19 protein-coding genes are annotated in these 24,693 nt (G+C 48.0%); 14 read left to right on the plus strand and 5 right to left on the minus strand.

Translation table 11 applies throughout. From position 1 onward, the window contains the following. The first annotated feature begins 234 nt into the window (after positions 1-234). The 13 genes from KW844_RS25125 (at position 235) to KW844_RS25185 (ending at position 18,515) form a co-directional block, all read left to right on the plus strand. Positions 235-1,560 (plus strand): citrate (Si)-synthase, eukaryotic, encoded by a 1,326-nt coding sequence (locus tag KW844_RS25125; RefSeq protein WP_218379547.1) that lies wholly within the window; start codon positions 235-237, stop codon positions 1,558-1,560. A 113-nt stretch (positions 1,561-1,673) separates the two neighbouring features. Next, positions 1,674-3,767 (plus strand): ATP-dependent DNA helicase RecG, encoded by a 2,094-nt coding sequence (gene recG / locus KW844_RS25130; protein WP_218379587.1) that lies wholly within the window; start codon positions 1,674-1,676, stop codon positions 3,765-3,767. A gap of 168 nt (positions 3,768-3,935) precedes the next feature. Next, positions 3,936-7,607 (plus strand): gliding motility-associated C-terminal domain-containing protein, encoded by a 3,672-nt coding sequence (locus KW844_RS25135; RefSeq protein WP_218379548.1) that lies wholly within the window; start codon positions 3,936-3,938, stop codon positions 7,605-7,607. 6 nt (positions 7,608-7,613) lie between these two features. Continuing rightward, complete coding sequence (locus KW844_RS25140) at positions 7,614-8,636, plus strand: PorP/SprF family type IX secretion system membrane protein (RefSeq protein WP_218379549.1); 1,023 nt, start codon at positions 7,614-7,616, stop codon at positions 8,634-8,636. 29 nt (positions 8,637-8,665) lie between these two features. After that, positions 8,666-10,075 (plus strand): FAD-binding oxidoreductase, encoded by a 1,410-nt coding sequence (locus KW844_RS25145; protein WP_218379550.1) that lies wholly within the window; start codon positions 8,666-8,668, stop codon positions 10,073-10,075. 10 nt (positions 10,076-10,085) lie between these two features. Then, the gene (locus tag KW844_RS25150; protein ID WP_218379551.1) at positions 10,086-10,715 is read left to right on the plus strand and encodes a hypothetical protein; all 630 of its coding nucleotides are present in this window, start codon (positions 10,086-10,088) and stop codon (positions 10,713-10,715) included. Between the two features lie 117 nt (positions 10,716-10,832). Further along, positions 10,833-11,510 carry an HAD hydrolase-like protein gene (locus KW844_RS25155; RefSeq protein ID WP_218379552.1) on the plus strand — a complete coding sequence of 226 codons (678 nt, stop codon included), beginning with the start codon at positions 10,833-10,835 and terminating at the stop codon, positions 11,508-11,510. 16 nt (positions 11,511-11,526) lie between these two features. Next, on the plus strand, positions 11,527-12,666 hold the full coding sequence (locus KW844_RS25160; RefSeq protein ID WP_218379553.1) for a TIGR03364 family FAD-dependent oxidoreductase: 1,140 nt from the start codon (positions 11,527-11,529) through the stop codon (positions 12,664-12,666). Positions 12,667-13,169: 503 nt separating this feature from the next. Next, entirely contained in the window at positions 13,170-13,787 is a 618-nt protein-coding gene (locus KW844_RS25165) for a TIGR00730 family Rossman fold protein (RefSeq protein WP_255578621.1), read from the plus strand. A gap of 128 nt (positions 13,788-13,915) precedes the next feature. Further along, entirely contained in the window at positions 13,916-14,557 is a 642-nt protein-coding gene (locus tag KW844_RS25170) for an O-methyltransferase (RefSeq protein ID WP_218379555.1), read from the plus strand. Positions 14,558-14,595: 38 nt separating this feature from the next. Then, the gene (locus KW844_RS25175) at positions 14,596-16,062 is read left to right on the plus strand and encodes a glucosaminidase domain-containing protein (protein ID WP_218379556.1); all 1,467 of its coding nucleotides are present in this window, start codon (positions 14,596-14,598) and stop codon (positions 16,060-16,062) included. 48 nt (positions 16,063-16,110) lie between these two features. Then, positions 16,111-16,656 (plus strand): hypoxanthine phosphoribosyltransferase, encoded by a 546-nt coding sequence (gene hpt / locus KW844_RS25180; protein WP_218379557.1) that lies wholly within the window; start codon positions 16,111-16,113, stop codon positions 16,654-16,656. Between the two features lie 116 nt (positions 16,657-16,772). Continuing rightward, positions 16,773-18,515 carry a von Willebrand factor type A domain-containing protein gene (locus tag KW844_RS25185; protein WP_218379558.1) on the plus strand — a complete coding sequence of 581 codons (1,743 nt, stop codon included), beginning with the start codon at positions 16,773-16,775 and terminating at the stop codon, positions 18,513-18,515. 70 nt (positions 18,516-18,585) lie between these two features. Here KW844_RS25185 and KW844_RS25190 read toward each other — a convergent pair whose 3' ends face one another. From KW844_RS25190 to KW844_RS25200, 3 genes are all read right to left on the minus strand, one after another. Next, a complete protein-coding gene (locus tag KW844_RS25190) occupies positions 18,586-19,527 on the minus strand; it encodes a class I SAM-dependent methyltransferase (protein WP_255578622.1) in 942 nt (313 codons plus the stop codon). A 158-nt stretch (positions 19,528-19,685) separates the two neighbouring features. Next, positions 19,686-20,855 (minus strand): molecular chaperone DnaJ, encoded by a 1,170-nt coding sequence (dnaJ, locus tag KW844_RS25195; protein ID WP_218379559.1) that lies wholly within the window; start codon positions 20,853-20,855, stop codon positions 19,686-19,688. A gap of 113 nt (positions 20,856-20,968) precedes the next feature. Beyond that, positions 20,969-21,529: a nucleotide exchange factor GrpE gene (locus KW844_RS25200; protein ID WP_218379560.1), complete on the minus strand. Its 561-nt coding sequence runs from the start codon at positions 21,527-21,529 to the stop codon at positions 20,969-20,971. 159 nt (positions 21,530-21,688) lie between these two features. On the opposite strand from KW844_RS25200, the gene KW844_RS25205 reads away from it, so the two are divergent. Then, positions 21,689-22,861 carry a class I SAM-dependent rRNA methyltransferase gene (locus KW844_RS25205; RefSeq protein ID WP_218379561.1) on the plus strand — a complete coding sequence of 391 codons (1,173 nt, stop codon included), beginning with the start codon at positions 21,689-21,691 and terminating at the stop codon, positions 22,859-22,861. A gap of 244 nt (positions 22,862-23,105) precedes the next feature. Here KW844_RS25205 and KW844_RS25210 read toward each other — a convergent pair whose 3' ends face one another. Then, on the minus strand, positions 23,106-23,462 hold the full coding sequence (locus KW844_RS25210) for a T9SS type A sorting domain-containing protein (RefSeq protein ID WP_073077505.1): 357 nt from the start codon (positions 23,460-23,462) through the stop codon (positions 23,106-23,108). 198 nt (positions 23,463-23,660) lie between these two features. Next, positions 23,661-24,692 (minus strand): PorP/SprF family type IX secretion system membrane protein, encoded by a 1,032-nt coding sequence (locus KW844_RS25215; RefSeq protein WP_218379562.1) that lies wholly within the window; start codon positions 24,690-24,692, stop codon positions 23,661-23,663. Position 24,693: the final 1 nt, after the last annotated feature.

Consider the following 24,693-nt stretch of genomic DNA (forward strand, 5'->3'; position numbering starts at 1 on the left):
GAAAAAATTTACAATTTCTTTATCTATTATAAGTATTTTATTTTTTATACTTGTAAGATGTTGATTTCAAGTAAGTAAAAATGATATTCCTGCACCTGAAATGTGACCGGAATGCACATGATTTTGTTGTTAATTTGCCATTAAAAATCGCTGAAGGGTGGTAACTTCGTTAACAAATCATTACTTTTGACAATTGATCGATTTTGTTTTCATTATATAAACAATAGCAGTAAAATGGGGTACATAAAAGAAAAATTCAAGGCTAAGGCGGATGAACTGAACGCTGAAGTAAAAGACCTGTTGAAGAACCACGGCACCACCAAAATTGAGGATGTCACACTTGCACAGGTATACCAGGGTATGCGCGGTATTACCGGACTGGTTACTGAAACTTCCTTGCTGGACGCTAATGAGGGTATTCGTTTCCGCGGATATTCCATTCCCGAACTGAGAGAGGCATTACCAAAAGCACCGGGTGGCGCGGAGCCGCTGCCGGAAGGTTTATTTTACCTGATGCTGATCGGTGAACTGCCAGGTGAAGCAGATGTACAATATATATCCAGCTTGCTGGGTCGCCGCTCACACGTGCCTAACCACGTATTTGACGCGATCGAAGCTTTGCCTATTTCTACACACCCCATGACCATGTTTACCGTAGGTATCATGGCACTGCAAACCGAATCTGTTTTCGCTAAAGCTTACGCAGAAGGTACCAACAAAAAAGATTACTGGAGCTACGTGTATGAGGATACCTTAAACCTCATTGCACGCCTGCCTCGCATTGCTGCATATATCTACCGTCGTAAATATAAAAATGGTGACCACATTCAGCCAAACGGTATGCTGGACTGGGCGGGTAACTTCGCACACATGCTGGGTTATTCCGACGAAGGCTTCCGTGAACTGATGCGCCTGTACATGGTGATTCACGCGGATCACGAAGGTGGTAACGTGAGCGCACACACGACCCACCTCGTAGGTTCTGCCCTGAGTGATCCATACCTGGCTTTCGCTGCCGGTATGAACGGTCTGGCCGGCCCGCTGCACGGTCTTGCCAACCAGGAAGTGATCAAATGGATTCTCCAGATGCGTGAAGAACTGGGTGGTGGTATGCCAACCAAAGATGAAATTGCTGCTTACGTACGTAAAACGCTCTCCGACGGTAAAGTAGTGCCAGGTTACGGTCATGCCGTACTGCGCAAAACCGATCCACGCTTCACCGCGCAGATGGAGTTTGCAAAATCTCACCTGCCAAATGATGAACTGGTAAGAATCGTATGGATGGTGTATGAAACCGTTCCGCCAATCCTGCAGGAACTGGGTAAGGTGAAAAATCCTTGGCCTAACGTAGATGCACACTCCGGCGCTTTACTCGTACACTACGGCATGGTAGAATATGAATTCTACACTGTACTGTTCGGTGTTTCCCGCGCCCTCGGCGTACTGGCTTCCCTCTGCTGGGACCGCGCCCTCGGCCTGTCACTGGAAAGACCTAAGTCTGTGACTACCGAATGGATGAAGCTCTTCGTAAACGGTAAAGTAGAAGCTTCTGCCGAATAACTAAGTGTTATAATTGTTTTTTATAGAAAAAGGCAGGTGGTGAATTTTTACCACTTGCCTTTTTTATTTTTGTAGCCTGAACAAATTTGTAACCTATTTCCACATTCACCGCCATATTATCCAATCCGATCGAATACCTGAAAGGAGTAGGCCCGCAACGGGGGGAACTGCTGCGTAAGGAACTTAGTATCCATACGTTTGGAGACCTGCTGCAATACTTTCCTTTCCGGTATGTGGACAAAACGAAGTTCGATATGATCCGCGATGTCAGCGGATATGATGATTACGTGCAGCTACGCGGCCGCATTGTGCATATGGAAGTAATAGGGGAAAATCGTGGGAAGAGATTAGTGGCCACCCTGAAAGATGAAACCGGAACAATAGATCTCGTGTGGTTCCAGGGCTGGCAATGGATGCAGAAATCCGTACAGCTCAACTCCGGCTATGTGGTATACGGAAAAGTTTCCACCTTCAACGGCGCTATACAAATCGCCCACCCTGAAATGGACCCTCTCGCCGAAGTTTCCGCTACCGGCAAACAGTTTCTGGAACCGGTATACTACACCACCGAAAAACTGAAAGCACGGGGACTAACGGCAAAGGCTATAGGAAAACTTACCAAAAACCTGCTGGAGCAATTATCGCCACAGGAAATCAGGGAAAATATTCCGGCGGATATAGTCCAGCAATACCGGCTGATGCCCCGCTCCCTGGCGCATTACAAAATCCACTGGCCACTCAGTGAAGAGGAGTCCCATCAGGCCCAACGCCGACTGAAATTTGAAGAACTGTTCATCGCTCAGATACGCATCTGCCGACTCAAAATCCGCCGGCAGAAGCTCTCACATGGCTATATATTTGGTGCAGTAGGGGAACATTTCAATGACTTTTACAATAACCATCTCCCCTTTGACCTCACAGGTGCCCAAAAACGTGTACTGAAAGAAATCAGGCAGGACACCATGCATGGCCGCCAGATGAACCGCCTCCTGCAAGGCGACGTAGGCAGCGGCAAAACCATGGTGGCACTGCTCACCGCGCTGCTCGCCATCGACAATGGTTTCCAGGCCTGCCTCATGGCACCCACTGAAATTCTTTCCCAGCAACATTTTAAAGGTATTTCCGAACTGCTGGCACCCATGCCGCTCAACGTAGCATTGCTCACCGGCAGCGTAAAAGGCAAAGCACGGAAGCAGGTGCTGCAAGGTGCAAAAGAAGGTTCCATACAATTGCTGGTAGGTACGCATGCCCTGCTGGAAAAAGAAGTGGAATTCCAAAACCTCGGTATGGCTATCATCGATGAGCAACACCGCTTCGGGGTAGCACAACGGGCACGCCTGTGGGAAAAAAATAACATCCCTCCACATGTGCTCGTTATGACGGCAACGCCTATCCCACGCACGCTGGCCATGACCGTTTACGGCGACCTCGACGTATCCGTGATAGATGAAATGCCGCCAGGCCGCAAGCCCATTACCACCGTACACCGTACCGAATTCCAACGGCCACAGGTAATGGACTTCATCAAAGAAGAAGTGAAAAAAGGCCGGCAGGCCTATATCGTATACCCGCTTATCGAAGACTCAGAAAAGCTGGACTACGAAAACCTGATGAAAGGATATGAAGAAGTAAAAGCCTTCTTCCCTGAGCCTCAATATTATATCAGCATGGTGCATGGCCGCCAGCCGGCGGACCAGCGCGAAACCAATATGCAACGCTTCGTTTCCGGCGACACGAACATCATGGTGGCCACCACCGTGATCGAAGTAGGCGTAAACGTACCCAACGCCTCCGTAATGGTGATCGAAAGCACCGAGCGCTTCGGCCTTTCCCAGCTACACCAGCTGCGAGGCCGCGTAGGACGCGGTGCAGAGCAATCCTTTTGTGTACTCATGACCGGTAATAAAGTGAGCAAAGACTCCAAAGAACGTATTAACGTAATGGTACAAACGAACAACGGTTTTATCATTTCGGAAAAAGATATGGAACTCCGTGGCCCGGGAGATATCGAAGGTACCCGCCAAAGCGGGGTGCTCGACTTCAAACTGGCCGACATCCTGGCCGATAAACCCATCCTGGATGCCGCCCGCAACAGCGCCGAAAAACTGCTGCAGCACGACGTAGACCTCGTATTGCCTGAAAATCAGGGACTCCGGGATTTTCTGGCCGCACAACGAAGTAAAACAGTCTGGAGCAAAATTTCCTGACCGCTTTTAACGTTTATTAACTATTACCGTCTAACATTTACGTATATATTTTACGGCAAAACCCTTATGAGTGCGTAAGTTATTGTGTATGATGCCGTAACAATTGGACTGGCTTGTGCGTTTATAGTAGTATATTAGTTTTTTCAGATAATTAAAAATCTTATCCCGTTGAAATTTACCCTCCCGATCGGATTTGTTGGAACGATTATCCTCTTTTTGCTGTCTACCTCCACCAGAGCGCAGCAAACAGCTAATCTAACTAATTATTCCCCGCTTAATTTCGCGGAGAATAAAGGACAATGGGATGCCCAGGTACGCTACAAATCCGACCTGGACGCAGCAGCGGTATTCCTGCTCAAAGACGGCTTCCGGTTTGTACTCCAGCATCCGGACGACCTGGATAAAGTAGAAGAGTTTGTACACGGACATGTGCATAAATCTGATACACTTTATGTAAACGATCGTAAATATGTAGGCGACAAAGTAGTAGGCACCATCGACAGAAAAGAACCGTTTCCAACGGCCATGCCTACCGTCAGAAACCACGCCTATACCGTTTCTTTCGTGAACGCTAACCCCAATGTTGTACTGGAACCAGAAAAAAAACAGGAGTTCTATAACAACTACTTCATTGGCGATGACCGCTCCAAATGGGCCTCCCACGTGTCATCCTACCAGGGCGTGAATTACATCTCCCTATATAAAAATATTGACGCACATGTGTACTCCGAAGCCTCCAAACTCAAGTACGACATGATTGTGCACCCCGGCGGTAATCCGGATGAAATCCTCCTCAATTACGAGGGTGCCACCGGCATGGAAATCAAAAAAGGTCAACTGATTATCCACACCAGCGTTGGCGATGTTACGGAACAATTGCCCTATGCTTACCAATACGTAAATGGTGAGCGTGTATCCGTAAAGGTTAGTTATAAACTTAGTGGTAATAAAGTCGGTTTTAAAATCAATAGTTCCTATAATAAGGATTACGACCTTATCATCGATCCGGTGTATGTGTTTTCCACTGTTTCCGGCTCCCGCTCTGATAACTGGGGCTTTACCGCTACCTACGACGATGATGGTTTCTTCTACGGCGGTGGTATCGTGTTTGGCCGCGATTTCCCGGTTACCAATGGTGCCTACCAAACTTCTTATGGCGGTGGTGAAATAGACATAGGCATTCAGAAGTTTACCCCCAATGGTACCGGCCTCGTGTACTGTACTTTCATTGGTGGCAGTGGTGCGGAACAACCACATTCGCTCTTTGTAAACAGAAATAAGCAACTGGTAATTTCGGGGAGAACAAAATCCGGCAATTACCCCATGGATAAGTTAATTGGTAAACGCGGCGGTTGGGATATTGCCGTTTCCATGCTCTCCGCCGATGGCGGTAGTATGGTGGGGTCACTGGTGATCGGTGGTTCTGCCGATGATGGCGTGAACATGAGAGATCAGCGTGCCGGCGGCGCCACTGGCCTGCTGCGCAACTATGGCGACGATGCCCGCAGCGAAGTAGTGGTAGACGGTGCCGGCTATATTTATGTGGCCTCCTGTACCCGCTCCAGCGATTTTCCTGCCACCGGCGGCGCCTTCCAAACTACCCATGGTGGTAACCAGGATGGGGTGGTACTCAAATTAAACCCCATGTGCCAGGATGTGGTTTGGGCCTCCTACCTGGGTGGCAAAGGCGATGACGCCGCATTTGTGATTGCATTAAACGATCTGCAATCGCTCTACGTGGCAGGTGGTACCAATAGCGACGACTTTAAAGTAACCGCCTCCGTGGCCGGCCCCACTTTTACCGGTGGCGCCTGCGATGGTTTTATTGCACATATTTCCAGTGATGGTTCCGCCATTCAGCAGGCCACCTATGTAGGCTCTACAGACGGTATGGCCGATCAGATCTATGGTATCCAGCTGGATAATAACGGTTACGTATATGTGACAGGAACTACCGAGGGAGTATGGCCAATCAAACAACCAGCCGGCACTGCCACGTTCTTTAACCAGAACTCTGCGCAGTTCATTATGAAGTTCCAGCCCAACCTCTCGGACGTCGTGTATTCGACCACGTTTGGTAAAGCAAGAACCTCTTCGCGACTGCCTTCCATCAGTCCTACCGCTTTCCTGGTGGACCGCTGCGAAAATGTCTACGTTTCCGGATGGGGTGGCGGTATCAACCCGGCAGAAGGTTACCCCAACTCCGGTGTGGGCGGATTGCCCCTGAAAAATCCATTACAGAACCTGACAGACGGTATGGATTTTTATTTTATTGTGTTACAGAAAGATGTGACCGACATCCTGTTTGGTAGCTACTTTGGTGGCTCAGGGTTGTTTGAACACGTGGATGGCGGTACCAGCCGGTTCGACAGAAATGGGATTATCTACCAGGGCATCTGTGCCTGGTGCCAGACCGGTAGCGACTCCCGCCCACGCTATCCTACCACCCCTGGCGCCTACAGCAGCACGCCTCCGCGCTCCTGCAACTATGGTGCACTCAAAATCGCTTTCAACCTCGACGGGGTGAAAGCAGGGATCAAGACGCTGGAAAGAAAAAATAATTATTGCATACCCGAAACCATTACTTTCATTGATACCACACAGGTGTATGTGAATACATCCTTCTACCGCTGGGACTTTGGTGATGGTAGTCCGGAAGTTACCGGCAATGCGCTGGATACGGTTACGCACCCTTATCCGAACGTGGGCACTTATACAGTCCGACTCATCAAATCCGATGCAAGCACCTGTAACGGGGCAGATACTGCATACATACAGGTTAAACTGGGAACCAACCGCGCTACGCTGGACCTGGTAGCTAATCGCCTCCCGCCGTGTGAGTCGCTGGAATACGAGTTCCTGAACAACTCCAACCCGGGTTCCGGTGCCTTCAGGGACAGTTCGTTTATTTTCAATTATGGGGATGGGCCTGCGGTGTATGTGCTCCAGAATCCGCCTACCTTCCCATTCAAACATACTTATCCCGGACCAGGATTGTATAACGTGTCGCTGATGCTGCGGGATACTAATTTCTGTAATGCGCCGGAAGTACTGAATCTTCCATTGCGTGTAGCCGTAAACGTTACAGCACAGTTTGAAATGCCGGATACCGTTTGTGTGGGTGAAACAATCAAGCTGGATAATACCTCGCTCGGTGGACAAACCTTCCTGTGGACTTTCGGGGATGATAACTCCCAATCCACTGACCCTTATCCGCTGCATACCTTTAACGTGCCTGGTACTTTTGATGTGAAGCTGGTAGCTACGGATCTTACCACCTGTAACGAAAAGGACAGTATCGTTCAAAAGGTGCTGGTAGCACCGCTGCCGGTGGCTGATTTTGAATTTACGCCTAACAAGGCCATAGAAAATACGCCGGTTACCTTTACGAATAACAGTTCGGGTGCACAGTCTTATCTCTGGAATTTTGGAGATGGAGATACCACTTCGGTAGCCAATCCGGTACATCAGTTTAATACCACCGGTACATTCACGGTTTGTTTGACAGCTTCCAATCCGGAAGGTTGCGCCCATACCACCTGTAAGGATGTGAATGCGATTGTGGTGCCATTATTTGATGTGCCAAATGCATTTTCACCGAACAACGACGGTATAAATGATGTATTTTATATCAAGGCATTTGCGGTGGCCAAATTCAACCTGAAAATCTTTAGTCGCTGGGGACAACTGATGTTCGAAACCAATGATTTCAGGCAGGGCTGGGATGGTAAGTTTAAAGGAGAAGTAATGCCTATGGATGCATACGCATACGTAGTGAGTTTAGAATTTAACGATGGCACCAAAGGTAGCCGTCAGGGTAGTGTAACCTTGTTAAGATGATGACCCATGAAGCAGCTAGTTAAAATCGCAGCGGGCATGTTCCTGTTGCTAACCACCGGATTGAATGGCTATTCCCAGGACCTGCATTTTTCGCAGTTCTTCAACTCGCCGTTGACTACCAACCCTGCCAATACAGGGTTTATTCCGGATGGTAACTATCGTATTGGGGTCAATTATCGCGATCAGTGGACATCTATTCCGGTACCTTATAAAACGATGTCAGTGTTTGGCGACTGGCAACTATTCCGGGACCGCCTGGAGTATGGCTGGGTAGGTTTGGGAGGCGTGATACTCCGTGATGTGGCGGGGGCGGGAAATCTCTCTTCCACCAAGGCATACGGATCTATTGCCTATCACCAGTTGCTGGGCAACAGTAGTTTACTCTCCCTCGGTTTCAATGCAGGTACGGCCAATAAAAGAGTGGACATAACCAAGCTGGTTTTTGGTGACCAGTGGAATGGTAAATTCTTTGATGCGCGGGTACCTACCGCCGAACCTATCAATGCATCCAGTACCAATTACTTTGATTTACAGGTAGGTATGAACTATGCCTACTTTCCAACCGATAATATTTATGTGAATGCCGGGTTTTCCGTGCACCATGTGAATAAGCCACGCGAAACCTTTTATGATTCGGATAACATTGTTCCCCGCCGCTACATTGGCTTTCTGAATGCCAGTATCAAGGTGAGCGACATGGTAATACTCAACCCCGGTGCATATTACAGTAAGCAGGTAAATACTTCGGAGCTGGCGGTGGGCATGCATGCTGCCTACAATGTTTCCGGTGATGGTTCACAGCAGGCCTACGGCGGTATTTACTATCGGGGCAACGATGCGGTGATTGCCATGGTAGGTTACCAGTTAAGTACGGTGAAGCTCATGTTCAGCTATGATGTAACCACCTCACAGCTCTCTGCTGCCAACAGCCGCAGGGGGGCTTATGAAATCGGCATCATCTACACTGGCTTATACCGGAACCGTGCATTTACCGATGCAGTAAGGTCTACCTTCTGCCCTTCGTTCTAAATTTTCTGCTTATTGATTACTTTTGTTACATGACCACATTGAATAAGGTAACTGCTGCGCATATTGCGGCATTACGTGAAATAGCAGGAGACAAAAATGTGCTGGTGGATGAGGAGAGCTTAGACCGCTATGCACAGGACGAAACCGAAGATTTACACTTCCTGCCGGAGGTGGTGGTAAAGCCGGAAACCACGGACCAGGTAAGCAAAATTATGCAGCTCTGTCAGCAGGAACTGCTGCCCGTAACCCCACGTGGTGGCGGTACTGGCCTTAGTGGCGGCGCACTGCCGCAGTTGGGAGGGGTGCTCCTATCCATGGAAAGATTTAATAAGATTATTGAGATAGACGAAAGGAATCTGCAGGTAACCACCGAACCGGGAGTTATCACAGAAGTGCTCCAAAATACCGTAAAGGAAAAAGGGCTGTTTTACCCGCCTGATCCCAGCAGCAGGGGTACCTGTTTTATAGGTGGAAATATCGCTGAAAATTCAGGTGGGCCTAAGGCTGTGAAATATGGTGTGGTAAAGGATTACGTGCTAAACCTGGAAGTGGTGTTGCCATCCGGGGAGGTGATCTGGACAGGCGCAAATGTATTGAAGAATTCCACCGGCTATAACCTCACGCAACTGATCGTGGGCAGTGAAGGCACTTTGGGCATTGTTACCAAAATAGTACTGCGCCTCATTCCTTTGCCTACAAACGATTTGCTGATGCTGGTGCCGTTCCGGTCGGCGGAAAGTGCCTGCGCAGCGGTGAGTGCGATTTTCAGGGCAGGTTATACCCCAAGTGCCATGGAGTTTATGGAACGGGATGCCTTACTGTGGGTAACCCGGTTTGTGGATGCATCTACAGTGCAAATTGAAGATGATATCCAGGCGCATTTGCTGATTGAAGTAGACGGTAATTACCCGGAAGTGCTGATGCAGGAAATGGAAGGCATTGCCGGTATTGTGGAAGGATATGATATCGGGGAGATATTATTTGCGGAAGACTCCACTCAAAAGGATGAGTTGTGGAAGTTGCGCAGGAGAGTGGCGGAAGCAGTAAAGGCTAATTCTGTTTATAAGGAAGAAGACACGGTAGTACCAAGGGCGGAGCTGCCCGTACTGCTCAAAGGCGTTAAGGAGATAGGGGCGAAATACGGGTTTCATTCAGTATGCTATGGCCATGCCGGCGATGGTAATCTGCATGTAAACATCATCCGTGGCAGTCTGACGGAGGAACAGTGGAACGGCACGCTCACGGAGGGTATCCGCGAAATCTTCCAGCTGGTGAAAGCATTGAAGGGAACTATTTCCGGCGAACATGGCATTGGGCTGGTACAAAAGAATTACCTCGATATCGTGTTTGATGATACCTCCCTCCGTATTATGAAGCAAATAAAGCAGATATTTGATCCCAATAATATCCTCAACAGAGGAAAAATATTTGACTGTTAAATACCGATATATGAAGAAACTGCTTTTGGGTTTGTTTTTAATGGCCGGCATACAGTCGGTGAATGCCCAGTATTATCAGACTGACGCTACCCGCCGCCAGGGCCCAGCACAAGCGCAGCAGGCCCCTGCCGCTCAAAAAGGATTTGACCCCAATCGCCTGATTGTGGGAGGTTCCATTGGTGCGGTATTTGGCGACTATACCAATGTAAATATCAGTCCGCTGGCAGGTTACCGGTTTAACGATTATATTGCCGCCGGTGCCAATATCAACGCCCAATACGGCCAGATTCGTTATCGCGATATTTATGATGTAACCACCGAACGCAATACCTACACCATCTTTGGTGGTGGCGTATGGGGACGTGTATATCCTATACCACAGCTGTTCGTGCATGTACAGCCGGAATACAACGGGATTTCTGAAAAAAGCACTATTTACGATTATCCCAACCTGGGGGATAAGTCCACTTTTAAATCCAACTACGGTGTGCCTAGTTTACTGCTGGGCGCAGGTTATACGCAAGGCGTAGGCGGCAGGGTAGGCATCAGTTTCTCTGTGCTCTATGATGTACTCCAGGACGACCGTTCTCCTTACAACAATCAACTGATTTACAGAGCCGGCGTAGGCATGGGCTTCTAATTACTGCATATTCCCAAGTGGAAAGGGTTAGATTAACCCTGTGTTAAATGTTTATAAATGCTAAACTTTATTTTAGTATGAATACTACCTTTGTGTGGTAATTATAAACTTAGCCAGATGGGAATACAGTTAGCTGTTTTTGATATTGCGGGCACCACCCTGCATGATGAGTCCAATGTTGCCCTGGTATTGCAACAGGCGTTAAAAACCGCCGGTGTGGATGTGACGGTGGACGAGGTAAATGAAGTGATGGGATATGCCAAGCCCTTTGCGATCCGTTACCTGCTGCGCGCCAGGCAGCATCCGCGTTATAACGATGACGCCTATATCCTGGAACTGCATGCCCTTTTTGTGAACAATATGAAATCGCACTATGCCACTAATCCGGCGGTTCGTGAAAAAGAAGGCGTATCGGAAGTATTTGCAGCGCTGAAGCGGAAAGGCATCAAAATAGCGCTGGATACGGGTTTCGACAGAGATATCACCAATGTGATTTTACAACGTACCGGCTGGCAGGCAAACGGCCTCGTAGATGCCGTAGCCACCAGCGATGAAGTACCGCACGGCCGCCCTTACCCGTACATGATCTATCGCATCATGGAGCAGCTGGAAATTGCCAGCATAGCGCAGGTAGCAAAAATCGGTGACACCACCTCCGACCTGGAAGAGGGCACCAATGCAGGATGCGCAGTTGTAGCAGGTGTTACCACCGGCGCCTACACCCGTGAGGAGCTGGCCAGAGGCCCGCATACACACCTGATCGCACAACTCGACGAATTACTCCACATCATCTAAAAATATTTTCAACACCATGCAACAGCAACAGGCGGAGGTAGCCGTAATAGGCGCAGGTATTGTAGGCCTGGCCATGGCTTACAAACTGGCCAAACAAGGCAGAAAGGTCGTATTATTTGAACGTAACAGTAAAGCCATCAGCGCCAGCATACGCAATTTCGGGCTGGTATGGCCCATCGGGCAAACCGCAGGTAAAATGTATAACCGCGCCATGCACAGCCGTGAAACATGGCTGGAACTGGCCGCAGCCACCGGTTTACAGTGTCAGCAAACCGGATCATTGCATCTCGCGTACAACCCGGATGAACTGGCCGTGCTGGAGGAATTCACAGGCAATGCCGCAGCCAATGGTTATGACTGTGCTTTAATATCTCCCGAAAAAATAACCGGATACTCCCAGGCGGTAAAGCAGCAAGGACTGCTGGGCGCCATGTGGAGCAAAACGGAAATGACCGTAAACCCCCGACAGGCCAGTGCTACGATAGCGCAATACCTGGAAGAAGTGATGAAAGTAACGGTGCGTTTTGGCACTGCCGTAAATGGCATCAACCTGCCTTATATTGAAACAAAGGACGAGCAATGGAAAGTGGATCAGGTGTATGTATGTAGTGGGGCCGACTTTGAAACCCTTTATCCTGCTGAGTTTTCTAAGGCATACCTCACTAAGTGCAAACTCCAGATGATGCGCACCGTGCCGCAGCCGGGCAACTGGCAGCTGGGCCCTGCACTCTGTGCAGGCCTTACTTTGCTGCATTATTCCGCCTTTAACAGCTGTACTACGCTGGAGGCTGTACGTAAACGTGCGGAAGCTGAAATGCCTGATTATATGAAATGGGGTATTCACCTGCTGATTTCTCAAAACGGCGCGGGAGAGCTCACCATCGGGGATTCGCACGAGTATGGCCCCGACTTTGAACCATTCGATAAAGCGTTTATCAACGAGCTTATTCTCAAATACATGCATACGTTTCTACAGGCGCCTGATTTCACCATCCAGGAGCAGTGGCACGGCATTTATCCGAAACTGAAAAATGGCAATACTGACCTGGTTTTTGCGCCGGAAAAGGATGTGACCATCGTTAATGGCCTTGGTGGCGCCGGTATGACGCTGTCCTTCGGCCTCGCAGAAGAAATTGTAGCTGGTCGCTACCAATAGTACAGTGAACAATCAAAACATGCCCTGCAGTGTGTGCTGTATGCACACTGTGGGGCATTCCCGTTTCTATACTTAGTGTATATACGTAAAACTAAAATTAGGTTATTGCCTAAATATGCAATAATTTAAGCCCCTATTAACCGTTATGAAAATTAGCCAGCTTCGCAACGTTTCTGCAGCATAGTATGAAGAGCTTTGCTGCACGTTCATAACGTGTTAAATGGAAAGCAGGTTTCTTTTGAGTTACCTGCTTTTTTTATATCCTGCGTCTATTGCCGGTTCGGAGAAGGGCCAGTAGCCCTTCTCCGAACCGGGAGTTTCTCTCGCACCGAAGGTGCGAAAGAAACTCCCGGCCAGTAAACAAAACAAGGTCCTTTCCCGCAAAAAAATCCTAAATTGAGCCTTAGCATAAATGACAAAGCATGAATGATAGATTAAAGAATTTAAAGGAAAGAGATTGGACAGAAACTAGAGCTCATTCAAGTTGGCAAATCTTCAAGATCATGGCGGAATTCGTCGATGGTTTTGAATCACTCGCAAAAATAGGTCCCTGCATTTCTATATTTGGTTCCGCACGTACAAAGCCTGGAAACCGCTACTATGACCTCTCTGAGGAAATAGCATTCCGTCTCGCAGAGGAAGGTTTTGGTATCATTACCGGCGGAGGACCCGGCGTGATGGAAGCCGCCAATAAAGGCGCTCAGCGTGCCGGTGGAAAGTCGGTAGGCGCCAATATTACCCTGCCACACGAGCAATACCCTAATCCATACCTCGATAACGACAAACGGCTCAATTTCGATTACTTCTTTGTAAGGAAAGTGATGTTTACCAAATACTCCCAGGGCTTCGTGATGATGCCTGGTGGCTTTGGCACAATGGATGAGTTTTTTGAAGTAGCCACCCTCATTCAAACCAAAAAGATGGAAGAAACACCCATGGTATTGGTAGGCAGAGAGTACTGGAGCGGACTGCTGGAGTGGATTCGCAACACCATGATGGAAAAGGAAAGCAATATCAATCCGGCAGACCTCGATTTGCTGCAGCTATTTGATACTGCTGATGAAGTGGTGGAGTATTTCCGGGTGTTTTATACCACCAATAAACTCAGACCAAACTTCTGATAAAACAGGCCATAATTGCTCATTTATACGCCACAGTTACGCATAAACTGCTATACTGTGGCGTTTACTATTTATAGGCAGGTGTTCAAAGCTTAGCGGTTTTCTTTAGCTTTGCAGAAATTTTATATATGGAGCTGATACCGGTAGCTGTGGAGCAATTTTCAGAAAAATATACAACCCCTGAAAGTGAGTTATTATACCAACTTCACAGGGAAACATATCTGAAAGTAGAGCAGCCGCACATGCTGAGCGGCCATGTACAAGGGCAATTACTCAGTATGGTCAGTCATATGATACGCCCCATGCGTATTCTTGAACTGGGTACCTACACCGGTTATTCCGCTATCTGTCTCGCACAGGGCCTGCAGCCGGAAGGTATTTTACATACGGTAGATGTAAATGAAGAACTGGAAACATTGTGTCGTAAATACTGGGAGGCCACCGGAAATGCTGGCAGGATTCAGCTGCATATCGGGAAGGCAGCGGAGGTAATTAACTCACTGAATGAAGTGTTTGACCTGGTATTTATTGACGCCGATAAAGCCGGATATGAACATTATTACGACCAGGTTTGGGATAAGCTCCGCCCAGGTGGTTTTATCCTCGCTGATAATGTATTGTATCATGGCCAGGTGTTGCTGCCTGAAAATGAGCGTGGCAGCCAGGCTAAGGCGATGGTGAGGTTCTGTGAAAAAGTGCTCGCAGATGACAGGGCCGAACAAGTATTATTAACTATCCGTGATGGTGTGTTGTTGATCAGGAAGAAGTAGGCATCACAATGAATCATGCCCATTAAATTCTAACATACATGCAAGTAAGAAAATTCTTGTTGGTGGTCTGTTTTCTTCTTGGCTCCGCATTGCTGGTGAAGGCACAGAGAATTACCACCCAGCAATATATAGCCACCTATTACCAGCTGGCTATTGATGAGCAGCGCCGCTCCGGCGTTCCTGCTTCCATTACACTGGCGCAGGGAGTGGTGGAAACCCAGTCCGGCAACGGTACGCTCTGCCAGCAGTCCAACAATCACTTCGGTATTAAATGTAAAAATACCTGGACCGGCAAAACCATTAAATACGATGACGATGAAGCGCAGGAATGTTTTCGTGTATACGAAACGGCTGGTGAATCGTATCGGGATCACTCCGATTTTCTGCGTAACAACCCCCGTTATGGTTTTCTCTTTCAGTTTGATGGCGAAGACTATAAGTCATGGGCCTATGGCCTCAAACAGGCAGGTTACGCCACTAATAAAACCTATCCGCAGCAGCTGATAAAAGTAATTGAGGACAATAACCTGCAACGCTACTCACTGGTGGCATTAGGCAAGTTATCACCGGAAGCCGTGGCTGCTGAAAATGCTGCTATCGCCGGTACTGTAGTGAATCCTAAGCCAAGGCCGGTAAATAACAACACGGGCACTGCTCCTGTGAATAATAACAGCACCGCCTCCCGCCCGGTTAAATCCAGTAAGCCGGTAGCAGGAAATTACCCTAAAGGAGTATTTGAAATCAATGGTCGTAAAGTGATTTACGCTAAAGCAGGTACTTCACTGATTGCCCTGGCAAGTCAGCGGGATATCCGCCTCAGCAAACTGGTTCGCTTCAACGATCTGCCCAGCGATGCACCACTGAAGAAAGATATGATCATATTCCTGCAAAAGAAATCTAAACGCGGTAGTAAGGATTATCATGTGGTAGCAGGTAATGAAACTACCCATGATGTAGCACAGGCAGAGGGTATCCAGATCAAATGGCTGCGCCGCAGAAATAAACTGCATGAAGGAGAAGAAGCGGCTTCCGGCCAGCAACTGGCGCTGAATGGCTATTCTTCCAAAACACCTGCACTGGCAAAAGCTACGAGGATCTTAAAAGAAGAAGAACAGGAACCGGAAGATTTTTCACCTGGTAAAATGGTTAAAGATATTAAAGAGGAGATGGCCAAACCTGCTACCGGCGGCGTTGCGTCCATACCTCCTTCTAAACCAGGCGGTGTGCCTGTACCAGTGGTAGTAGAACCGGACAATGCCGAAACCACTGTGCCGGTAAAAGCCACTATGCCAAAACCAGCGCCTGCAGGGCCTGCGCCGGCACCAGTGAGAACCACGCCTGCACCGGTAAAATCCAGTGGTCAGCAGTACCATGATGTACAGCCTAAAGAAACACTGTACGGCATCGCAAAAATGTATAACAGAACTGTAACGCAATTACAGGAGTGGAATAATTTGCAGGGCTTCGATATTAAAATCGGCCAGCGCCTGCTTGTGGGAAAGTAAGCACGCATCTTTTTGTGCTTTTAATTGTTAAAATGGAAATGAGTATTTATGTCGGTAATCACAGTGCATGACAAACAGTTTCAACCTTATATCAATGCGGCCGATTTGCAGCAGCGTATTAAGGAAATGGCGGCCCAGATCAATACAGACCTGAAAGGGGAACGCCCGTTGTTTATTGCTATCCTCAATGGTTCTTTTATGTTCGCTGCTGATATGTTTAAGTATATCAACATCGATGCAGAAATATCCTTTATTAAACTGGCCTCTTATAAAGGCACCAAATCTACCGGAAATGTAGTGCAGGCCATCGGTTTGGATGAAGACCTCTATAACCGTACCGTTGTAATCCTGGAGGATATTGTGGATACCGGTAAAACTTTAAGCCAATTTCTACCACAGCTCGAGCATCAGCAACCTAAGAAACTGATGGTAGCTTCGTTGCTGACCAAACCGGAAGCAATGGTGCATCCAATCAAAATCGATTACCTCGGATTTTCCGTACCTAATAAATTCCTGCTGGGTTATGGGCTCGACTATGATGGTCTGGGTCGTAACCTGCCGGAAATCTACCAGCTGGTAGAGCCGGAAATCTAACCCGATAACGGTAAAATTGACTAAAAAGCCTGGTTTTTACTCAAAAAACCAGGCTTTTTTATGCCAGGATGAGTCGGCAAGCATGGATTTCTCATCAGAAATATTTAATTTGATCCATGCGAAAGTTGCTTTTGCTACTGATCTTCTGCTGTAACCTCGCCAGCGCTCAAAACAACTGGATTTCCGGAGCAATAGAAGACAGTGCCGCCCATAAACCCCTAAGCGGAGTTTCCGTAAGCGTTATGAACGATACTGCCCTGGCGGTATCGAACAGCTACGGCCTGTTTCGCATTGCTGTAACCAAGGCGTTGGTACAGCTTAAACTGGAACTGGAAGGTTATCAAACGAAAGTCATTTATGCCCGCCCTAATGAGTACCTGGTGATCAGGCTCCTGCCACAGCGCCCTCCTGCTGACGCGATTGCACTGGCAAAAGCCAGGGCTAATATCTCCCGGAATAGTAACCCGAATTATACGAATACCGGCATTGGGGAGTATACCTTTTTCAACGAAACCTACGGCGCCACTTACGAAAATAAATTCCAGCGTACAGGTGTGGCGCCTATGTCCAACTTTGCCGTGGATGTGGACAGGGCCTCCTACAGTAATATCCGCCGCTTCCTGCGTCAGAAGGAAAAGGTGCCCAGGGATGCCGTCAGGATTGAGGAGATGGTAAATTATTTCCATTACAATTATCCACTGCCCGGCAACGGTGAAACCCTGAAGCTATCGGGCTGTTACACCACCTGCCCCTGGGAGCCCATGCACCACCTGCTGCAGATTGTGATACGCGCGCAGGCAGTGCAACTGGATAGTTTGCCAGCCAGCAATCTTGTGTTCCTCATCGATGCTTCCGGTTCTATGGGCTCATCCAACAAGCTCCCGTTGTTGCAGGCAGCCTTTCGTGTGCTGGTGAATAACCTGCGGGCCAAAGACCGGGTAGCTATTGTGGCTTATGCCAGCGAGCCCGGTGTGATACTGCCTTCTACGAGTGGCGACCAGAAAGAAAAAATCCTCAATGCCATCGATAACCTCAATGCCAACGGCGCTACCGCCGGCGAAGCGGCTATTAAAATGGCGTATAAAGTGGCTGGTCAGCATTTTATTCCCAATGGCAACAACCGCGTGATACTGGCTACAGACGGCGACTTCAACGTGGGGCGCTCCAGTGATGAAGAGATGGAAGAGCTGATTACCACGGCCAGGGAAAGTGGAGTGCTGCTTACCTGCCTGGGCGTAGGTATGAAAAATTATAAAGACTCCAAACTGAAGGTGATGGCGGGCAAAGGCAATGGGAACTTCGCCTATGTAGACGACCTCGACGAGGCCAATAAAATTTTTGCACAGGAGTTTGGCAGCACACTGTTTACCATCGCTAAAGATGTAAAAGCCGAGGTGACGTTTAATCCTGCAACTGTAAAATCGTATAGGCTGATAGGTTATGAAAATAAAGTGCTGCCGGATGCCGGAGCCGGCAAGGATTCCATTGGTGGCGGTATTGTAGGCAGCGGGCATAGTGCGGTAGCCTTATACGAAATATTGCCTGTCGATAGTGTAGCCGTAGGCGATAGTGTGCTGGCGGGCATCAGGGTTTCATACCGTAGCCCTTTCAGTGATATTAAGGAAGAGAAGGAATTGCATATTACGACTGGTTGCGCAGCTTTTAGTGAGGCTTCAACGGACTATCGTTTTGCAGCATCGGTTGCGTTGTTTGGTATGTTGTTACGTAATTCTGCTTATCGCGGTTGTGGTAATTGGGAGATGGTAGAGGCGATGGCGAAAAAGGCCGTGGGAGTGGATAAGAGTGGCTATCGCCATGAGTTTCTGAAGTTGGTGAAACTTGCTAAAAGAAATAATTGAACGAATTCCTCCGCCTTGGGCGGAGGAATTCGTTTTGCCCGGGAACCGAAGGTTCCCGGGCAAAACGATATTATTTGATAATTTTATAGCACTGCCTGATCATCTTCTGCTGAAAATCGAACGGTAATGTTTGTGCCGTAATATCCTTGATGGAACTGGCTTCTATCTGATCACTTTCCATTACAAACCTGCGGTAGTTGTTGCTGAAGTAGATAACGCCTCCTTTTTTGGTGGCGAGCAATACTTTATTGAGCAGCATCACGTGATCACGCTGAATGTCCAGGAATTCCTTCATTCGCTTGCTGTTGCTGAAGGTAGGAGGGTCCATGATCACGAGGTCGAAAGTATTCAGTTTGAGATTGTCCAGGTACTGGAGCACATCTGCGTGAACAAATTCGTGGTTGGCGGGATCGATATCATTGAGGCGGAAGTTATCTTCAGCCCATGCGAGGTAGGTTTTGGAGAGGTCCACTGAGGTAACATGGGAAGCGCCGCCTGCGGCTGCATACACGGAAAAGGAGCCGGTATAGCAGAAGAGGTTAAGCACTTTTTTATCTTTCGCTTCCTCACGCACCATGGCGCGGGTCATGCGGTGATCGAGGAACAGGCCGGTATCGAGGTAGTCGGACAGGTTGACTTTAAATTTAAGTCCGGCCTCATGGGCCACCATTTCATGGCTTTCCGTGCTGAGTTTTTCGTACTGGCTTTGTCTGTTTTCTTTGCGCTGGCGTTGTTTCACCCATATTTTACCAGGTTCCACGTTGAGCACTTTGCTGATCAGCTCCAGGCAGTTGTCGAGCCATGCCTCATGCGCTTCTTCTTCCATACCGTGTTTACGGTGGTATTCTGCGATGTAGACGTAGTCTTCATACATTTCTATACTGAATGGGAATTCAGGGATATCGTCATCGTATATACGGTAGCAGGTGATATGCTGGCGGCGGGCCAGTTTGGAAATATGCCGGTAAACTTTCGTCAGCCGGTTTTCGAACATCTGCATTTTATTGTCCATAGTACTGTTTCTGTAGTGGGAACTGGCCTGGTCCTTCGGATCAGGCCAGTTCCCGAGCCCACCAGGAGCGTGGCATTTGGTGAGCTCGGGAAAAAATATGAGGAGAGCAACGACCTTAGGTTGTTGCTCTCCTCATACAAATGTATTTATTACTCCGCTTAGCTGAAAATATCTCTCACCTTTTCGAAGAAACCTTTTTCAGATTTTTCCGGGTTAGGTTTAAAGTTTTCGGAGGCGTTGAGTTTATCGATCATATCTTTTTCGTCACCGGTAAGGTTTTGCGGCGTCCATACGTTTACCTGGATGAGTTGATCACCGCGGTCGTAGGAGTTTACGGATGGGAAGCCTTTGCCTTTGAGGCGGAAGATTTTACCACTTTGTGTACCGGCAGGAATTTTAATTTTCGCTTTCCCGTCGATGGTAGGCACTTCAACGGAGGTACCGAATACGGCATCAGGGAAGGAGATGTAGAGGTCGTAGGCTACGTTGAGGCCATCACGTTGAAGTTCCGGGTGTGGTTCTTCTTCGATGAGGATGAGGAGGTCACCGGGGGCGCCGCCTCTTTCGCCTGCGTTACCTTTGCCGCTCATGCTGAGCTGCATGCCTTCGCCTACACCTGCTGGGATGTCGATGCTGACGGTTTCTTCGCCATACATGCGGCCTTCGCCTTTACAGTGGTTACATTTACTGGTAATGATTTGTCCTTCGCCGTGGCAGTTAGGGCAGGTGGTAACTGTCTGCATCTGTCCGAGGAAGGTAGAAGTCACTTTTCTTACTTGTCCGGAGCCGCCGCAGGTGTTACAGGCCTGGAAAGAGTTTTTGTCTTTCGCACCGAGGCCGCTGCAATGCTGGCAGGACACGTATTTTTTAACCTTAATTTTTTTGTTGGCGCCTTTAGCGATTTCTTCGTAGGTGAGTTTGATTTTCACGCGCAGGTTGGAACCGCGGGTTCCTCTGCCACGGCGTCCGCCGCCGCCGCCACCTGGTCTGCCGCCTCCGAAGAAGGAGCCGAAGATATCATCACCGAAAATGTCACCGAAGTTGGAGAATATGTCGTCCATATTCATATTGCCACCGCCTCCAAATCCGCCGCGGCCACCATTCATGCCGGCATGACCGAAGCGGTCATACTGCGCACGCTTATCAGGGTCGCTCAGCACTTCATATGCTTCAGCGGCTTCTTTGAATTTCTCTTCTGCCTCAGTATTGTTTGGATTACGGTCCGGGTGATATTGCATGGCTACCTTGCGGTAAGCCTTCTTAATCTCATCCTGCGACGCTGTTTTCGCAACAATAAGGACTTCGTAATAATCTCTTTTGGTAGACATTATATAAAAAACTTATAACTCCACTGGAGTGGAGTTTTTGGTGCTGTGAAAAAATATTGCAATTCCGTCAGTTGTCAGCATAGCAACCGACGTGGCATATGCCACATCGTCATTTATTTGCCTACTACCACTTTCGCGTGACGTATCAATTTGTCATTCATATAGTAGCCTTTTTGCAGCACGTCCAGCACTTTACCTTCCAGGTCCGGAGTGGGAGCAGGGATTTCGGTGATGGCATCGTGGAGGTCTGTATCAAATGGCTGGTGTAATGCTTCCATTTCTTTCAGTCCTTTGGCGTACAGTGAATTTTTCAGTTTATTGAAAACCAGTTGTGAACCGTCTTTTACGGCCTGGAGTTCGGTGGCTGATTCCATTTGTTTGGAAGCGCGCTCGCTATCGTCCAGTATATCGAGCAAAGATATGATAACATCCTTGCCGGCAGTTTGCATTAATTCTAATTTTTCTTTTGCAGTGCGTTTGCGGAAATTGTCAAATTCAGCCTGCAAACGGAGATATTTATCGCGCAGCTCTCTGATTTCCTGGTCTTTTTTCTCCAGTTCACCAGATTCTTCCAACTCATTATTCATATGCGAAGTACCACTCATATTCTCATCAGCGTTAATATCTGGCATGCTGTGCTCATTTTCGGTATTGTTAATTTCCTCTTGATGCATGTCTTTTTCGTTTTCTGTCATAATTGTAATGATTGTCTGCAAAGATACGTTGTCAATTATTTTGCCAAGGGCTGATTTGGCGACAAATTGACATTAGCGGTTGAATGTATGTTAATGGCTGCTGCCGAATGCTTACCTTTGCACCTCGAATTGCAATAAATGACTAAAGTTTTTTTAAAGAAAAAGATACAAAACAGGGTTTTGCAAGGCCATCCCTGGGTTTTCGGCAACGAAGTGGGAGAAATTGATGGTCCGGTAAACGCCGGCGATACTGTGGACGTGTTCACGCACCAGGGCCACTTTGTAGGCCGTGGTTACATCAATCCTCAGTCCCAGATCCTGGTACGCCTGCTCACCCGCGATAAATCAGAGGAAATCAATGATGAGTTCTTCTACCGCAGGTTGCTCAAATGCTGGGAATACCGTAAGAAAATTGGCTATGTGGAAAACTGCCGCCTCGTGTTTGGGGAAGCGGATGAGCTGCCAGCCCTGATCATCGACAAATTTAACGATTACCTGGTGATCCAGACGCTGGCACTGGGGATGGAAAAATGGAAAGGCGCCATCGTAGATGCGTTAAACCGTATCTTCTCCCCAAAAGGTATATATGAAAGAAATGATGTGCCGGTGAGGGAACTGGAAGGTATGGAACAGCAAAAGGGTTTCCTGAGTGCGCCGTTTGATACCAACGTGATCATCAACGAAAACGGCCTCAAATTCCATGTGGATATCGTAAATGGCCAGAAAACGGGCTATTTCCTCGATCAGCAGGATAACCGCCGCGCCATCCAGCACATCGTGAAAGGTGCTGACGTACTGGAGGCATTCTGCTATACCGGTACTTTCTCCTGTCATGCTGGTTACTATGGTGCTAAAAGCGTAATGGGACTTGATATCTCTGAACACGCAGTAAATACCGCCCGCCGTAACGCAGAGCTGAACAACCTGCAGGATATCTGTCAATTCCAGGCAGTGAACGCCTTTGACCAGCTGAAACAATGGACCCGCGATGAAAAGAAATTTGACGTCGTAATCCTTGATCCGCCGGCATTCACCAAGAGCAGGGAAAATATCCAGAAAGCTGTTACCGGCTATAAAGAGATCAACCTGCGTGGTATGAAGCTCCTGAAGCCAGGAGGTTTCCTCGTAACCGCTTCCTGTACCAACCTGGTACCGCCAAGCATGTTCCTGGAGATTATTGATATGGCCGCGAAAGATGCTAAAAAGAAACTACGCCAGGTAACTTTCCAAACCCAGGCACAGGATCACCCGATTCTCTGGAATATTGAAAATACAACGTACCTGAAGTTTTTGATTGTAGAGGTGCAATAATTAACATTTAGAAAGGCGCCTTCGGCGCCTTTTTTAATTTCCGCATTGCGTGCGGAGAGTTGCACCAGGTTACTTACTGCCGGCTATCTGGTGCTGGCGGGTAGCACCGCAGGTGCTTACCTTTAATATGGTTAGAAGGCCGAACTATCTTATGGGCCACACGTCGAACATGTATGTAAAAGGGTAAAAGAAAAGCCGATGCTTTCACAGCACCGGCTTTTTTAATATCGTGGGGAATTCATCTCTATTTTACTACGTTAAACTTCCCGGATTCTACCAGGTTACCACGCCTGTCGCGCAACTGATAAATATACAGGCCGCTGTAATAATTATCCAGATTTACCGTTGTACGCTGGCCAATCGATTTCAGCTGATCAATTTTCTTTCCGAGAAAATTATATACAATAAGATCGTATAAACGCTCGTTATTATGTAGTTGCTGAATTTCGAAGTTGATAGCGGAGGTAGCGGGGTTCGGATATAATCTGACAATTTTACTACCCCCGTCCGTTGCCGGCTGGGATTTGTCGGTCTGCGCACTGCTCACTAACGAAAACAGGCAAAAAACCAAAGATAAAATGAGGGTAGAGGATTTTAACATAGTATTATAAAGATAAAATTATTTTCAAATATATTAACTTTTTTTGATTGATAAATCACACTATCTCCTGTGCACACCTCTATGTAAATTTAACAAATACAAAGCCATTTTGTTAGCTTTTTTCTTGTTTTTATGTAAATTTTAACGGAAATTCTCGTCTGTCTATACAATCTTTTGACATTCAATTCGTTGTCCGAATTAAAATCTTGGACAATTCACGCTTTCAAGCGTGCTGTTCCGGCTGTTGAGGAAGCCCTTGAACACCAGCGAAATCTCAAATCCCCCGAAACTCTGACTTGCCGTCCTCAACTGTGAAATATTCGCGTCATAACTCATCCCCAGTTCGTACTTATCCATATCCAGTTTCACCGTCGGAATCAACGCGTCGTTCCAGCGAAGGAAGAGGCCGCCGTATATGCCTTTCGTAGACTCCAACCCCTGATCCATCAACGCATAACGTAACATGGCTCCCCCGATATATTCGGAATAGCTGCCCTGATGCAACTGGTTGTATTCCGCCACCAGCTTAACTCTTTCCTCCAGCGGAATAGAGATACCCGCATTGAACGTGATTTTAGGATTGAGCATGATAGATTTATCATTATAGAATGAAACCTTCGGACTGTTGAAATGGAAGTAGCCAACACCTATATAGTAATTCACCTCCTCCCGGATCACGCTATTATAACTCAGGCCCACACCGGCATCCAAATAACTATAGCCCCTTAAAGCCAGCTTGCCCTCCTCGCCGGTAGCCATGGACGGATCAAAGCGGCCACCAGTATACTGGTTGTCGAAAGTCATATTTGCCGGATCAAACTGCCGCTGCACAAATCCGCCCATGAAGCCCAGGGAAAGGAAGCTGGCCTTGTCAGCGTTGAGCGACTTATGATAGTTGATCGCCGGAAGTATCTGGGTGGACTGTAGCCTGCTGGTACCCGCCCGGTCGTAAGTCAGCTGCAAACCAGTGGTCACATAGTCGTTGGCGTTACCCACCGGGAACTTGATTTCTCCACTCAAACTCCCGGTCTGATACGGAATTGTCACCTGGTTCCATTGGTTGCGGTATACCGCCTGCACCCTGACATCTCCATTAAAAATCCCTATCAGCGCCGGATTACGCAGGATAGGCGTTTCATAGAATTGTGACAGATGGATGTCCTGCGCCAGGACGCCCGTTCCGCAGAGGGCCATGCACGATATAAGCAGAAATCGGTACAGGTGTTTCATG

It is taken from the genome of Chitinophaga sp. sic0106 (assembly GCF_019219075.1).
GTDB lineage: Bacteria > Bacteroidota > Bacteroidia > Chitinophagales > Chitinophagaceae > Chitinophaga.